The sequence below is a fragment of the Vibrio fluvialis genome (assembly GCF_900460245.1).
GTDB classification, from domain to species: domain Bacteria; phylum Pseudomonadota; class Gammaproteobacteria; order Enterobacterales; family Vibrionaceae; genus Vibrio; species Vibrio fluvialis.
Window position 1 is genome coordinate 760,228 of record NZ_UHIP01000001.1, and the last position, 13,448, is coordinate 773,675.

9 protein-coding genes are annotated in these 13,448 nt (G+C 50.0%); 6 read left to right on the forward strand and 3 right to left on the reverse strand.

All coding sequences use genetic code 11. The annotated features are described in order from the left end of the window. The first annotated feature begins 72 nt into the window (after positions 1–72). From DYA43_RS03670 to DYA43_RS03685, 4 genes are all read left to right on the forward strand, one after another. Positions 73–3,423: a helix-turn-helix domain-containing protein gene (locus tag DYA43_RS03670; RefSeq protein WP_061056239.1), complete on the forward strand. Its 3,351-nt coding sequence runs from the start codon at positions 73–75 to the stop codon at positions 3,421–3,423. A gap of 686 nt (positions 3,424–4,109) precedes the next feature. Further along, positions 4,110–4,337 (forward strand): FeoA family protein, encoded by a 228-nt coding sequence (locus tag DYA43_RS03675; protein ID WP_020331223.1) that lies wholly within the window; start codon positions 4,110–4,112, stop codon positions 4,335–4,337. Continuing rightward, positions 4,337–6,607 carry a Fe(2+) transporter permease subunit FeoB gene (gene feoB / locus DYA43_RS03680; protein ID WP_061056240.1) on the forward strand — a complete coding sequence of 757 codons (2,271 nt, stop codon included), beginning with the start codon at positions 4,337–4,339 and terminating at the stop codon, positions 6,605–6,607. Before DYA43_RS03675 ends, feoB begins: the two co-directional genes overlap by 1 nt. Continuing rightward, positions 6,604–6,834 carry a FeoC-like transcriptional regulator gene (locus DYA43_RS03685; protein ID WP_061056241.1) on the forward strand — a complete coding sequence of 77 codons (231 nt, stop codon included), beginning with the start codon at positions 6,604–6,606 and terminating at the stop codon, positions 6,832–6,834. Before feoB ends, DYA43_RS03685 begins: the two co-directional genes overlap by 4 nt. Before the next feature lie 42 nt (positions 6,835–6,876). On the opposite strand, the gene DYA43_RS03690 is transcribed toward DYA43_RS03685, so the two are convergent. Then, a complete protein-coding gene (locus tag DYA43_RS03690; protein ID WP_061056242.1) occupies positions 6,877–7,305 on the reverse strand; it encodes an HIT family protein in 429 nt (142 codons plus the stop codon). Positions 7,306–7,418: 113 nt separating this feature from the next. After that, on the reverse strand, positions 7,419–9,152 hold the full coding sequence (argS, locus tag DYA43_RS03695) for an arginine--tRNA ligase (RefSeq protein ID WP_061056243.1): 1,734 nt from the start codon (positions 9,150–9,152) through the stop codon (positions 7,419–7,421). A gap of 206 nt (positions 9,153–9,358) precedes the next feature. Between argS and DYA43_RS03700 the strand changes: the two genes are divergently transcribed. After that, positions 9,359–9,952 (forward strand): VOC family protein, encoded by a 594-nt coding sequence (locus tag DYA43_RS03700; RefSeq protein ID WP_061056244.1) that lies wholly within the window; start codon positions 9,359–9,361, stop codon positions 9,950–9,952. On the opposite strand, the gene DYA43_RS03705 is transcribed toward DYA43_RS03700, so the two are convergent. Further along, a complete protein-coding gene (locus tag DYA43_RS03705; protein ID WP_061056245.1) occupies positions 9,949–12,729 on the reverse strand; it encodes an insulinase family protein in 2,781 nt (926 codons plus the stop codon). The genes DYA43_RS03700 and DYA43_RS03705 overlap by 4 nt on opposite strands. 216 nt (positions 12,730–12,945) lie before the next feature. Between DYA43_RS03705 and sixA the strand changes: the two genes are divergently transcribed. Then, positions 12,946–13,413 (forward strand): phosphohistidine phosphatase SixA, encoded by a 468-nt coding sequence (gene sixA / locus DYA43_RS03710; protein WP_032080972.1) that lies wholly within the window; start codon positions 12,946–12,948, stop codon positions 13,411–13,413. Positions 13,414–13,448 lie beyond the last annotated feature (35 nt).

The window sequence follows — 13,448 nt, forward strand, 5'->3', positions numbered from 1 at the left end:
TAATTAGCGCCGCAAATTAACTATTCAATAATAAGGCGTCAGGCATTTCTTTTTGTTGCTGAAGGAACCGCTTTGTCCCGATTATTGCTCCTCCTGAGCCTGCTGTCAGCGCTCTTCACATTCGCTATCAATGCGCAGGATAAAAGCCCATCTATCTTTTATCCGTTGCCGACGTTGTCGCAAGGCAAGGTGTTTATTGCTCAGGATCTGTTCCTGGGTGATGAGGGTGGAATCTGGATTCACGACGTGCACGGCCGGGTTGTCTTCTATGACGGCCAGAATGTACTGCCACGTCGAGGTTCTCTGCTTGCCGGTAATCCACAACAACTCGCCTATGCGCAGAATGCATTTTGGACGTTCATGGATAATGAACTCTATCGCACCGTCCCTCCTGGTGAACCCGAATTGGTATTCAGCCTCACGCCGGGGATAACAATCGAAAAGATTGGGGCATCGGCAGGCTACATCTGGCTCACGGACGAAACCCATTTCTACACTTACCACATCGCAACCGGGGAATTTCAAACCTATTCTCTGATGACGCTTTTTCAGCTCAATCAGGCCAGTAAAGTGGTCGTGAATGATGCGCAGATGATTTACACCAAATGGGTACTGGCGACCAATGCCGGGGTTTATCTTTCCAATGGGCAAAGTTTTTCCCATGTTCAACGTTCGGGAAAAGATTATGTCGAGACTATGTTTATGTCTCGCCGGCGTGATCAGCTTGTTGTCGGAACCGACGATGGCGCATTGCTAATCGATATTAATCATCCGGAACAAGAGCCGCAAAAAGTCGGGAATGCTCCGGTATTTTCTATCGTTGAAACTGAGAGTGAATATTGGATTGGCACCGACAACGGTCTCTTGGTCCACTCCGTTGAAACGGGCAACACAGTTAAATTGGAAGGCAACAATGCAGACGACTACGGCTTATCGAGCGGGCGAATTTACTCGTTAGTCAACGACAAGCAAGGGGGGATCTGGATTGCGACGGATAAAGGCATCCGCTATTTCTCTCGTTTTAGTCAGAAATTTACCCGTGTTTTGAATCGTGATATTGATGCGCCGAGTTTGGAAACAGAGATAAAGCATCTGTTTTCGATCAATCAGGGGCGGCAGTTTTTGATGAGTCGTTCAGATGGCCTGTATCTGATTCACTTCCTCAAAGGGTTTCGCAAGCAGAGAATATACCCGGATGGTGTCAATGACTTGGTCCAAACGGGGGAACAATTGTGGTTGGCGACCAATCAAGGACTTTACTCATACATCCTCAATCGGTCGGAAGGGGCGGTTGCCGTTAATTCAAATGACCTGTTGCGTAAACCTATTCAGCATCTGGAACTCGATAGCAACAGTGTCCTTTGGGGAAGCAGCGACAGCTCGCTGTGGTCGTTGAATTTGAAGAGTGGAGAAGTGACCGATTATGGCTCAGACTGGATGTCCGCAGCAGCCAAAACGTCCAAGGTAACCGCGTTGAAGGCGACGAAAAGCTCAGGCTTACTCATCGGCACGGATCACGGCATTTATACGCTGGCAAACCAGCAAATCAGCTATGACAAAGCGAGTGCGGCTTACGGCGCCAATATCGACATCGAAGAGAGCGCGAGTGGGGAGGTGTGGTTTATCAGCACTTACGGCGCGTTTCGACGTCATTTCCTTCATCCGGAGACGGGTATTGAACCGCTGCCGCTGATTGATGACAACATCCGTCTGAAATGTATTCTTAAAACCAGTGAAGGCATGTGGTTAGGCTCGTCCAAAGGGATTACGCTTTACGACCCCAATGGGGCGATCAAAAAACATTTCGGGACACCTTATGGGTTGGTGAGCAATGAGCTGCGTACCGGGGTGTGCACTTCCGGCCGTTCATCAGTCAGTGAAACGTTACTGTTTTCATCGACGCTTGGTTTAGTCAAGGCCTCTGCCAAAGAGCTAGCCGAGTCGACGCTGCCACCATCGCCGCTTATTTTCAGTCAGATCAGTGTCGACTATCGTCCATTGCGGGTGGGAAGCCGCAACGCCGAACAAATCGCGTTGACTTATGGCAGTCCGGTCAGTTTTCAGTTTGGTGCTTTGCCTGAGGCGCGCAGTCAAATGCTGGAGTTTCGCCTGAACAATGAGCAGTGGCAGCCTTTAGAAGGTACACAGTTGGCACTCGATCAACTGATGCCTGGTGAGTACCTGTTATCCATACGCAGTGCGAACGCCTATCTTATGCCGCCTCAGAGCGACAGCCTTTCGTTCACAGTACTTAAACCTTGGTACCTGTCGAATCTTGCTATTACCATTTATGCAGTGGGCTTTATTGCGATCGTGATTCTGTTCAGCTGGTGGCGTTCACGTATCATTTCGTCCATGAACCGGGAGCTAAAAGAGCAGGTGGTGCTGAAAACCAACCAAATGCGTCACCAAAGCAAAGCGGTATTAAGCAACAATCAGCAGCTGCGCAAGCAGATCCAAGTTCGCCATTTATGGCTGGAGAAATTGCTGCGTGGAATGAAGCCTTCGTTAATGGCATTGATTCGTCAGGCGCAATCTGGTCAGGTGCAGGAACTTAAGCTGACTGCAGAGACGTTGCTGGCTGATTTTGAGCAGCTGCATGTGTTGGGTAAAGATGACCATCCTCAATTGGCGCAACACGACATGCTGGATGTGATTGACACGGTGTTGGCCGGATGGGTGACTGAGTTTGCCGCGGCGGGTATTAAAGTTGAACGCCACTGCACAGAAGCTCTTCCCGCTGCCGCGCTCAAGCATTGGGGCGTGGACATTATATTCAACACGCTTTTTGCTCATGCCATTAAGCGCTTGTATCGCAATCAGACTCTGACAATTCAATGCCGAGTCAGAGAGCAACGCATCGTTATCGCTTTGATTGATTGCGGTGACGCTGGCGCTGATTTGTCATCTCTCATGGTGGCATCTGGCGACAACCAGACGGTCTCTCTGAATCAGTTGGTAGAAGTCTCCGGAGGGGAGTTGGTGGTCTTTTCTTCTTCTGAACGCAATCTGGTGGAATTATCCTGGCCTCAGGCTTGTGATGAAGAACAAACCGAGCAGAGTGCGCTCAGTGCAGTGACAAGTTCAGACTTGGAAGACAAACAGTGGCTGGCTAAAGTCGACATGTTGATCGCGAAGCATTATGCCGATGCTGAATTTAGTACCTCCGAAGCCGCCAAGCAGTTGTTTGTCTCAGAACGCAGCTTACAGCGCCGCTTTAAAACCGTGACAGACAAAACTTTTAAGGAATACCTGACAGAATATCGCTTGGAGAGAGCCTGTCAGTTTCTGTTGGAGGGCGCGAAAGTATCGCAAGTGGCTTTTGACTGTGGATTCAATGACCCTTCCTATTTCAGCCAGCGTTTTAAACATCATTTTGGTTTATCGCCGACGCAGTTTATTGAGGATAAAGAGCTGGTTTGAGACTAGCTTCTACTCACCTTCCTGATAAAGGCTATCCGTTACTGGAGCGGTAAACGGGTAGCTCAAGCTGTTCCTAACCGCATTTCCCTCAACGACGATTCTTAGTTACGCTCAAACACACGTGAACAGAGACAGTTTGTGTACGAAGGTTCAGGGTATCCAGATGTTGCACATTGGGTATTGCGGGAGTGAGAAAGTCTTGAACTGACGGGGTGAAAAGATAAGAAAAAAAATGTCGTGGTATAGCCGGGGGGACTATACCACGGGTGTCAACGACACCTTCGCTTGCTGCCGGAGTGATATGGTCTAAGCCATATCACCTCTGGAATTTCTATCTCAGGGACAATTCCCTGTCGACGAGAGTCACTATAACCACCTGGACTTTTTTTACTTATAAAATTAACGCCAGCGTGACCGGAGAAAACCGCCAATTTCTGTTTTATATTTAAATTATTGATTTTTATGAATAATTCTTTCTGTGTGATTTGATGGTGATCACATCAAGACGAGACTGAGTCAATGTAGAAGACAAGATTGACGTTTTTGACGAGAGGTAATTAACAAAAATAACGGTTCAATCCGTGCAATCTTTGATTTCACACAATTACAGACGTAAGTTCGCGGCGTATGATTCGCATCATTAATAAAAATATTTCTCATTAACAATACGATTGCGTGTGGCTACGATGAAATTGTCTGATTTAAATGCGGGAGAGTCCGGCCTTATTCTGGCGCTCAATGGGCTTTCTACCGATGTACGAAAAAAACTCATGGTGATGGGATTGTTGCCAAACACTCAGGTGACACTGATTCGCCGCGCTCCGATGGGTGACCCATTACAGGTTGAAGTGCGCGGTGTGTCCATTGCGGTACGTGAAAGTATTGCCGCAGCGATTGATGTGGAGAAAGCGTGATGCAGTATAACGTTTTAACCGTTGGTAACCCGAACAGTGGCAAAACCACCCTGTTTAATGGTCTGACTGGCGCTAAGCAGCAAGTCGGAAACTGGGCTGGTGTGACGGTGGAAAAAAAGACGGGTCGTTACCAGCATTCTGGTGATGAGTTCCGGCTCACCGATCTTCCGGGCATTTATGCACTCGACAGTGGCAATGACAGCAACAGCATTGATGAGTCCATTGCGTCACGCGCGGTGCTCACCCATCCAGCCGACCTGATTATCAACGTGGTTGATGTGACTTGTCTGGAACGCAGCCTTTATATGACATTACAACTGCGTGAGCTTGGCCGCCCGATGGTGGTGGTACTGAACAAAATGGATGCGCTCAAGCGTGAGCGTCAGACCATTGATGTGAAAAAGCTCGAGAAAGCGATTGGTTGTCCGGTGTTCACACTGTCTGCCAATAACAAAGGTCAGGTTCGTCAATTTAAAGAGAAACTTCACAAAGTTGTGGTGCAGGGCATTGCCCTTGAACAGCTGGATTTAAATTACGGTGATGACTTTGAAGCGTCAATCGCTCGCCTCGCTCCGCTGTTTTCGGATCAGGAAGTTTCTGCTCGCGCTCTGGCGATTCGCTCACTGGAAAACGATCTGTTGGTGATCAACAGCCTCGAGCAAACTTACCGCGAGCAGATCGCTAACGAACAACGCCTTTGTGCGATGGATATCGACCTTCATGTCGCCGATTGTAAATACACCTATCTACATCAACTCTGCCAGAAAGTGCGTCGCAGCGAAGGTAAATTGAGCCACAGCTTTACGGAAAAAGCGGATCGCTTTGTCCTCAATAAGTGGATTGGTGTGCCATTCTTCTTCGTGGTTATGTACCTGATGTTTATGTTCTCCATCAATATTGGCAGTGCTTTTATCGACTTCTTCGATATCGGGGTTGGTGCGTTGCTGGTGGATGGTGGTCACTATCTGTTGGATGGGCATCTGCCGGTCTGGCTGGTCACCATTCTGGCTGATGGTATCGGCGGTGGTATTCAAACCGTGGCAACCTTTATTCCGGTGATCGCCTGTTTGTATCTGTTCCTGGCGGTGTTAGAAAGTTCAGGTTACATGTCGCGCGCGGCGTTTGTGCTGGATAAAGTGATGCAGAAAATCGGCCTGCCGGGCAAAGCATTTGTCCCGCTGGTACTCAGCTTTGGCTGTAACGTGCCTGCGATCATGGCAACGCGAACGCTTGATCAAGAGCGTGAACGCAAGTTAGCCGCATCTATGGCTCCGTTTATGTCGTGTGGTGCGCGTCTGCCGGTATACGCACTCTTTGCCGCAGCGTTCTTCCCGGAAAGCGGCCAGAATGTCGTGTTTGCCTTGTACTTGCTGGGTATTGTTGCGGCAGTCTTTACTGGTTGGGTACTGAAGAAAACGTTGTTCCCGGGGTCGAGTGACAATCTGGTGATGGAGATGCCGGATTACGAAGTGCCTACGCTGCAAAACGTGCTGATCAAAACCTGGCAGAAGCTGAAACGTTTTGTTCTTGGCGCAGGTAAAACCATCGTGATTGTGGTGGCGATTCTGAGCTTTTTGAACTCGGTAGGTACCGACGGCTCATTTGGCAACGAAGACAGTGACAACTCTGTGCTTTCTAAAGCGGCGCAAGTGGTGACGCCGGTGTTCGAACCGATTGGCATCAATCATGATAACTGGCAGGCAACTGTGGGTATCATTACTGGCATTTTTGCCAAAGAAGCGGTGGTGGGGACGCTGAACAACCTTTACACCTCAGCACAAGGCGATGATGCCGAGTACGATCTGATAGGCAGCCTGCAAGATGCGGTCATGTCGATCCCTGAAAACTTGATGGGTCTGAACTTCTCTGATCCATTAGGCATTGAAGTCGGTGATTTATCAGACAGCGCATCGGTGGCTCAAGATCAGGAAGTGGATGCTTCCATCTTCGGTAACTTGAACAACCATTTTGTCACTGGCTATGCAGCGTTCTCGTACCTGATCTTTATTCTGCTTTACACGCCTTGTGTGGCGGCGATGGGGGCTTATGTGCGTGAGTTTGGTACGCGATATGCGCGCTTTATTGCGGTGTGGACGATGGGGCTGGCTTACGCATCCGCAGCGCTGTTTAACCAGGCTGCTCACTTTAGTGAATCGCCAGTCACCAGTGCCAGCTGGATTGGCGGTATTTTACTGGGGTGTGCACTGGTTTACAGCCTGCTTAAACGGGCTGGACGTAAACAGCAACGTCTTGAGGTACAGATGGCATGATTTTGACTGAGCTAAAACAAGCGATTGAGGCGCAGAGCGGTATTTCGCGCAAAGAGCTCGCGAAACGTTTTGCGCTCAGTGAAGACGGTGTGGACGCGATGCTCGCGGTGTGGATCAAAAAAGGTGTCATTTCTCGTTTTATTGACACCAATGCCGCGCAGAAGGTTACCCGGATTCGATATTCGCTCAATCAGGCTCAGGGCTTATCCGTAACTGTGACCATGTAGTTGATAAGAACAAAGCCGCTTCGCGCGGCTTTTTTATGGCTATTAAACGTTGACGAACAGTGAGCTCAACGAGAGCACGTTACGCAGTTTAGTCAGCATCAAGTCTTGTTCTGCTTCACTGCGACGTTCACCTTTGGTGTTGCCCCACACTGGGCCTGGCCAGGCAATGTCATCCTGGAAGCGGGCGATGTGGTGGATATGCAGTTGTGGAACCATGTTACCCAGCGCACCCAGATTGAGTTTGTCCGGCTGAAACAGCGCTTCGAGCGCTTGGTTCACCGCTTGCGACTCTAACAGGAATTGCTGCTGTTCATGCATCGGTAAGTGATGCAGCTCTTTCAGATTCGCCTTTTTCGGAACCAGAATGACCCAAGGCACCGCTGCGTCTTTATGCAGCAGAGCGACACACAAAGGGAAATGGCCAATGACATCGGTATCTTTTGCTAACTGAGGATGAAGTTCGAAACTCATGGTGATGATCCGTTAATGGTTGATGCCGTCGGAGTGCGACAGAAGTGGCCATTATACGCCAATAAAAAAGGCTGACACTATGTGCCAGCCTTTGAATATTCTCAATTTTGCAATTACATGCGTTCTAGGGTGTTGATCCCCAGTAGAGACAGGCCTTGCTTGATGGTCTTCGCGGTCAGCGCAGCCAGTTTCAGGCGGCTCTGTTTCAGGCTCTCATCTTCGGCAATCAGGATCGGGCAAGCTTCGTAGAAGCTAGAGAATTGACCCGCCAGTTCGAACAGGTAGCTACACAGAATGTGCGGCTGACCTTCACGAGATATAGATTGTACCGCTTCTTCAAATTGCAGCAGTTTGGCGATCAGTGCTTTCTCTTTCTCTTCAGTGATCTTGATGTCACCCGTCAGGTTGTCTGGTGAAACGCCTGCTTTTGCGAAGATAGACGCGACACGTGTGTACGCGTACTGCATGTATGGCGCGGTGTTACCTTCGAACGCCAGCATGTTGTCCCAGTCAAACACGTAGTCAGTGGTACGGTGTTTAGACAGGTCTGCGTATTTCACTGCAGCCATCGCGACCGTGGTGGCGATCTCTGCTTTCTCGTCTGCGTCTAAATCCGGGTTTTTCGATTCGATCAGCGCTTTTGCACGTTCTTCGGCTTCATCGAGCAGATCTGCCAGACGAACCGTGCCGCCAGCACGTGTCTTGAATGGGCGCCCATCTTTGCCCAGCATCATACCGAATGCGTGATGTTCCAGAGTCACGGCTTCAGGCACGTAACCGGCTTTACGCACGATAGTCCACGCTTGCATCAGGTGCTGGTGCTGACGAGAGTCGATGAAGTACAGCACACGATCCGCGCCCAGCGTTTCGTAACGGTATTTCGCACAGGCGATGTCTGTTGTGGTGTAAAGGAAGCCGCCATCGCGCTTCTGTATGATCACACCCATAGGCTCGCCGTCTTTGTTTTTGAACTCTTCGAGGAAGACCACTTGCGCGCCGTCATCTTCTTGGGCCAGACCTTTTTGTTTGAGGTCAGCCACGATGCCTGGAAGCATGTCGTTGTACATGCTTTCGCCCATGACGTCATCACGAGTCAATGATACGTTCAGACGATCGTAGTTGCGTTGGTTTTGAATCATGGTCACGTCGACCAGTTTCTTCCACATGTCGAGACAGAATGCGTCACCGCCTTGCAGTTTCACTACGTAGTTACGTGCTCTTTCCGCAAACTCTGCATCTTCGTCGTACAGCTTTTTCGATTCACGGTAGAAGGCTTCCAGGTCAGACAGTTCCATCGACACTTCGCCAGACTCTTGCTGCACACGCTCAAGGTTTGCGATCAGCATGCCGAACTGAGTGCCCCAGTCGCCGATGTGGTTAGCGCGAATGACTTTGTGGCCCAGGAATTCCAGGGTACGAACCACCGCGTCACCGATGATGGTTGAACGCAGGTGACCTACGTGCATTTCTTTGGCTACGTTCGGCGCTGAGTAGTCAGCCACGATAGTTTGTTGTGCTTCTTGCGCTACACCCAGACGCTCATCAGCAAGGGCCGCATCGGCTTGTTTAGCCAGGAACTCTTCACTCAGGAAAATGTTGATGAAACCTGGGCCCGCGATTTCGGTTTTGCTCGCGATACCGTCTAAATCAAGCACGTCGATGACTTTTTGCGCGAATTCTCGCGGATTAGTACCTAACTGTTTTGCAACGCCCATTACGCCGTTGGCCTGATAATCACCAAACTGTGGTTTTGCGGATTGGCGAACAGCTGCAGGGCTGCCTGCAGGTGCGCCAGCGGCTTCAAGAGCCTGAGATACTTTGTCATTAATCAGTGCTTGGATATTCACACGCGTGTCCTTCAATTCTGGGAATTGGTTGGGTATGCATTTTATTCACTGGGCAGTAGTGAATGCATATCTCGATTTTGTTCATAAATTGGCGCACATGATAGCAATTTTATTACTGGGCTTATAGGGACAAAATTACGAAATTTTCTACTTTTCGATTGAATCTTGGTAACATCGACGACAAATCATTATTTTGGGTAGTTAAAATGCTTCAGTCGCTGATGGAATCAGGTCTTCATCCTGTTCAAATGAAAGACAAACTCGCTGAATTCATGCATAAAATGCAGCAATTATCCGAGCTTTTGCATATCGATTTGTCAAACCACACGCTGGACCACATTGCACTCAGAATCAACGAAATGCATCTTGCCAAAGCGGCGCATCTGGAATGGCTAAAAGAGGGCGAGGAAATCTCCTGCGCGCAGATTAACGGCCGTCCAATCATTGTCATTGCGTTTGACCAGCCATTGGCTGCGGCGCAATGGACGATTGAATGCCTGGAACTGCCTTATCCGGCACCGGGGAAAACTTATCCGGATCAGAGCTGGGAACATGTGGAGTTTGTGGTGCCGTCTGAAGCGCAGACCGCGGATGACTTTCTGGCTGACCTACACCAGCAGTTTCCCGCTCTGGCGCAGCAGTGGTCACAGTTGGCTGAACTTGGTGTGAAAACCAAACTCTCGAGCCCGAAAGGTGAGGGTGAACGCTTGAACAACCCAACGGTGGCGTTCAAATGGCAGGGCGTGTGTATTAAACTGCACCCCTATACCCTCAAAGCCATTGTTGAATCAGAACGTTAACCGAGATCGTAGGCTTTCGGGCGCAACTGAAACTCTTCAATCGACCCGATTTCCTGTCCCAGACTCAGCGGCTCTGCCTCTTCGTGAGCATTGCCCTGAGTATGCATAATAAGACGGTTGGCGGTCCGCGGTTTAAGCTCGTTAACCACAAAGCGAATCATGTCGGAGCGGCTGAGCTGCTTCAGCTCTTCTAATACCACTTCCCGTTGATCGAACGTCCAGTCTTTATTGCCGATGGCAACCCACAGACGTTGAGCCCGTGTGCGCAGCGTCGGGTCCGGTGTCGCTATCTGATTCCACAAACCGCGTTTACTGCTGTGCCATTGATATTCGTTAAGCTCCAGCAACACCATGTAAAAAGCATTGAGGAATTCGTCGATGGAACGAATCAGATCGGCGGGGGCAGCATTCGGCGACTGCACATACAGCACCATACCCGGATGACGGTTGAGCGGCATATTACCTGTGCCAACCATGTAACCCAGTTGCTGCTTAGTGCGGATTTCGTGGAAGAAGGTGGCCGACATCAGGTGATTTGCCAGTGAGTAGAGCGCAATACTGCGCGGCTCGGTGTCTTTGGACTGGTAATACACCACAATCGCCGAGTCGTCCTGATCGCAACTGACTTCGCGCTGAAAGGTACCATTGTGGCCCAGCATCACCAGCGGACGTAGTGACTCTTCATAGGTTTGATTCTTGACGCGCAGCGCGTCTTTTAGTACTTCGGCCATGGCATGAGCGTCCTGCTTCTGCCAGTCACCGTAAACAAACATCTCGATGTGCAATTGAGCGATGATCTTCTCAACGAACTCGGCCAGTTCACTGACTTCAATCGTTTCCAACGCGTCCAGCAACTGGCCGTATGGCGGGTTATTGGGCTGCAGCAGGCCAGTCATGGCGTTGAAAAGCTGTGAAATCGGCCGGTCGTGGGCGGCGTTGCGCCAGTTACGTAGCAGTTGTTGCTTGATGGTTTCGAAGCGCTTCTCGCTGAACTCGCGACGGGCAAATTTGTCGAGAATCATCTTCATCAGCTGAGGCTGCTTCTGACTGAAGCCCGAGATAGTCAGCGTGACACCGCCTTGATGGGCATACATGTTGTAGCCCATACCCGCAATTTCAGCCTGATAAGTTTCTTTGGCCAGCGTGTCGAGGAACATTTCGACACACAAACGAGTGATGACGATGTTGCGAGTGCTGGCGACGGAATGTGGGCTATCAATGGCAATATAAATCACGCCCTTAGGGACGCGAAACTCGGTATCTTGCAGGTGCCACAAACGGAAACCTGGCAGATCCTGTAATATTTTCGGTAGCGTTTCTTGTTCGTTTTCCAGCGGCCGAGGGTCGAGCTGATCGCAGATGAACGGGTTTTCTGGTGGCAATAGCAACGGCAGAGATGCACTCTGCTGATTAAATTTCGCCATCTGCTCCGGGCTGAACGGGTGCACAGAGTATGGGGTGAAATACCAGTCGGCTTCGCTGTTGTAATCCTGTCCTTGCGTGATCAGGGTCGCGCGCAGATTTTCTGGCACCAGATAGCTCAGAATTTCGTTGAGTAAAGCGTCATCGTACGCTTGCATCATGTAGTCGCCATAAATGGTGTCTTCCGCAGCGTAATGCTGCATATTGATCACCAGATGACTGACAATGTCGAGTGGGCGCGAGGTTTCCTGAAACCGAAATGCCGATTCCAACACCGCACGTTTTTCCATGTAGCGCCATTCGTCTAAGCCGTTTTCACGAATCAGCGTTAAGGTCTCAAACATGGCTTGAATGATGTCATCAACATGTTCCAGACCGAGGGGAGTGAGCGTACAACTGATGGAAAACTCACGGTAGTTGCTGCCGCTGGCGCCGCCGCCGGCAGACAACGAGGTAATCCAGCCTTTATCTTTCAAGGCCAGCAGCAGGCTGCCTTCACCTTCATAGCCGATCAGATGGGCAAAATAGGAGAGTGGCTTACGCTGGTAATACGCGTCGGTGCTGGGCATCGGAAAGCTCAGGATGAGTTTGCGAATCTCTTTGAGTGGTTCGACATGAATCATCACGCCGGTTTGTTCCGGAGTCACAAACGGTTCGGTAATGGTCTTGTTCGCCAGATGGCGATTGGGAATGGCGGCAAATTTGTCGTTCGCCCATTGAGCCAATTCATCGAGGCTTTGCGGGCCCATTATCACTAACGTCATCAGGTCAGACGAATAATGTTGCTCATGGAACGCGATGATTTCGTCGCGAATATTGCTGCCTTCACGATCGCCCAATGTTTCCAAATTACCGACCGAAAACTTCGCAAACGGGTGCTGCGGGTTGATGGTGGCTTTCTGTACCTGATACAAGCGGCGAGAATCGTCGTTCAGTTTCAGTTTGTATTCGGAGTCGACCGCCTGACGCTCCTTGTCCAGAGCCTCAGCATTAAACAGCGGCGCGGTAAAGAACTGACTGAAGCGATCGAGTGCCTTTTCAAACACGTTCGGCGAGACATCAAAGAAGAAGCACGTATGTTCTGTCCCTGTCCACGCATTATTGGTACCACCGTGCTGATTAATTACGCTTTGAAATTCGCCCACTTTAGGGTATTTTCGCGTGCCTAAAAACAGCATGTGTTCAAGGTAATGTGCCAAACCTTCACGGTCCGTCGGATCGTCAAAATGGCCAACTTTGACCGCTAAGGCTGCTGCAGATTTCTGGGCACTTTCATTGTGGATCAACAGCACACGCAACGAATTGGACAGGGTCAGATGTCGGTAGCTATTTGAATCATTTGGGCTAATGTGCACAGAAGTTCTCCGGTAGGGCTTTGATTTAAGTATGGCGTTGAAACGATACGGCGCAAATTCAAGTCTGTGATTTTTTGAGCAGAATGTCATTCTAGTCCCAAAGATGACTTTTTAATAGACTGTTACCCCGGTCTAAGTCTTTACGAACGGTGCTGTTATAATCAGCGGCAAAGCAGCCTCAGACTGCCTGTGTATAAGAGCAAATAGGTATACATAATGAAAATTTTTATCATGCGTCACGGTGAGGCCCATCACTATGCAGCCAGTGATGCAGAGCGAGCTTTAACGGAGCGAGGTCGGAATGAATCGGTCGCGGTTGCCCGCGCCTGTATTGAGCAGCAAGACCTACATCATTTCGATAAAGTTCTGGTCAGCCCTTATCTACGTGCTCAGCAAACCTGGCAGGAAATCTCTCGCTATTTTGCGGCAAGACAAGTGCAGGTATGCGAGGACATCACGCCGTATGGTTCGGCCGATGAGGTGTTTGACTATGTCTCGGCACTGGTTGAACTGGAAGCATTAGACACGCTGCTGCTGGTATCGCACCTGCCGCTGGTGGGTTATCTGGCGTCCGAATTTGTAGCAGATATGGTGCCGCCGATGTTCCCGACCTCGGGCTTGATGTGCATTGAGTTTGACCCTCAATCGCGCCAGGGCAAAGTCGCCTGGAACGTGCACCCGTAATTTGCACGGTGCGAAAAGAAAAGGTTGTCTGCGGG

Coding starts and splice junctions, on each gene's coding strand:
- DYA43_RS03675 (WP_020331223.1), top strand. CDS start 4,110: ATGAAATTGTCTGATTTAAATGCGGGAGAGTCCGGCCTTATTCTGGCG.
- DYA43_RS03690 (WP_061056242.1), bottom strand. CDS start 7,305: ATGAGTTTCGAACTTCATCCTCAGTTAGCAAAAGATACCGATGTCATT.
- DYA43_RS03685 (WP_061056241.1), top strand. CDS start 6,604: ATGATTTTGACTGAGCTAAAACAAGCGATTGAGGCGCAGAGCGGTATT.
- sixA (WP_032080972.1), top strand. CDS start 12,946: ATGAAAATTTTTATCATGCGTCACGGTGAGGCCCATCACTATGCAGCC.
- DYA43_RS03700 (WP_061056244.1), top strand. CDS start 9,359: ATGCTTCAGTCGCTGATGGAATCAGGTCTTCATCCTGTTCAAATGAAA.
- feoB (WP_061056240.1), top strand. CDS start 4,337: ATGCAGTATAACGTTTTAACCGTTGGTAACCCGAACAGTGGCAAAACC.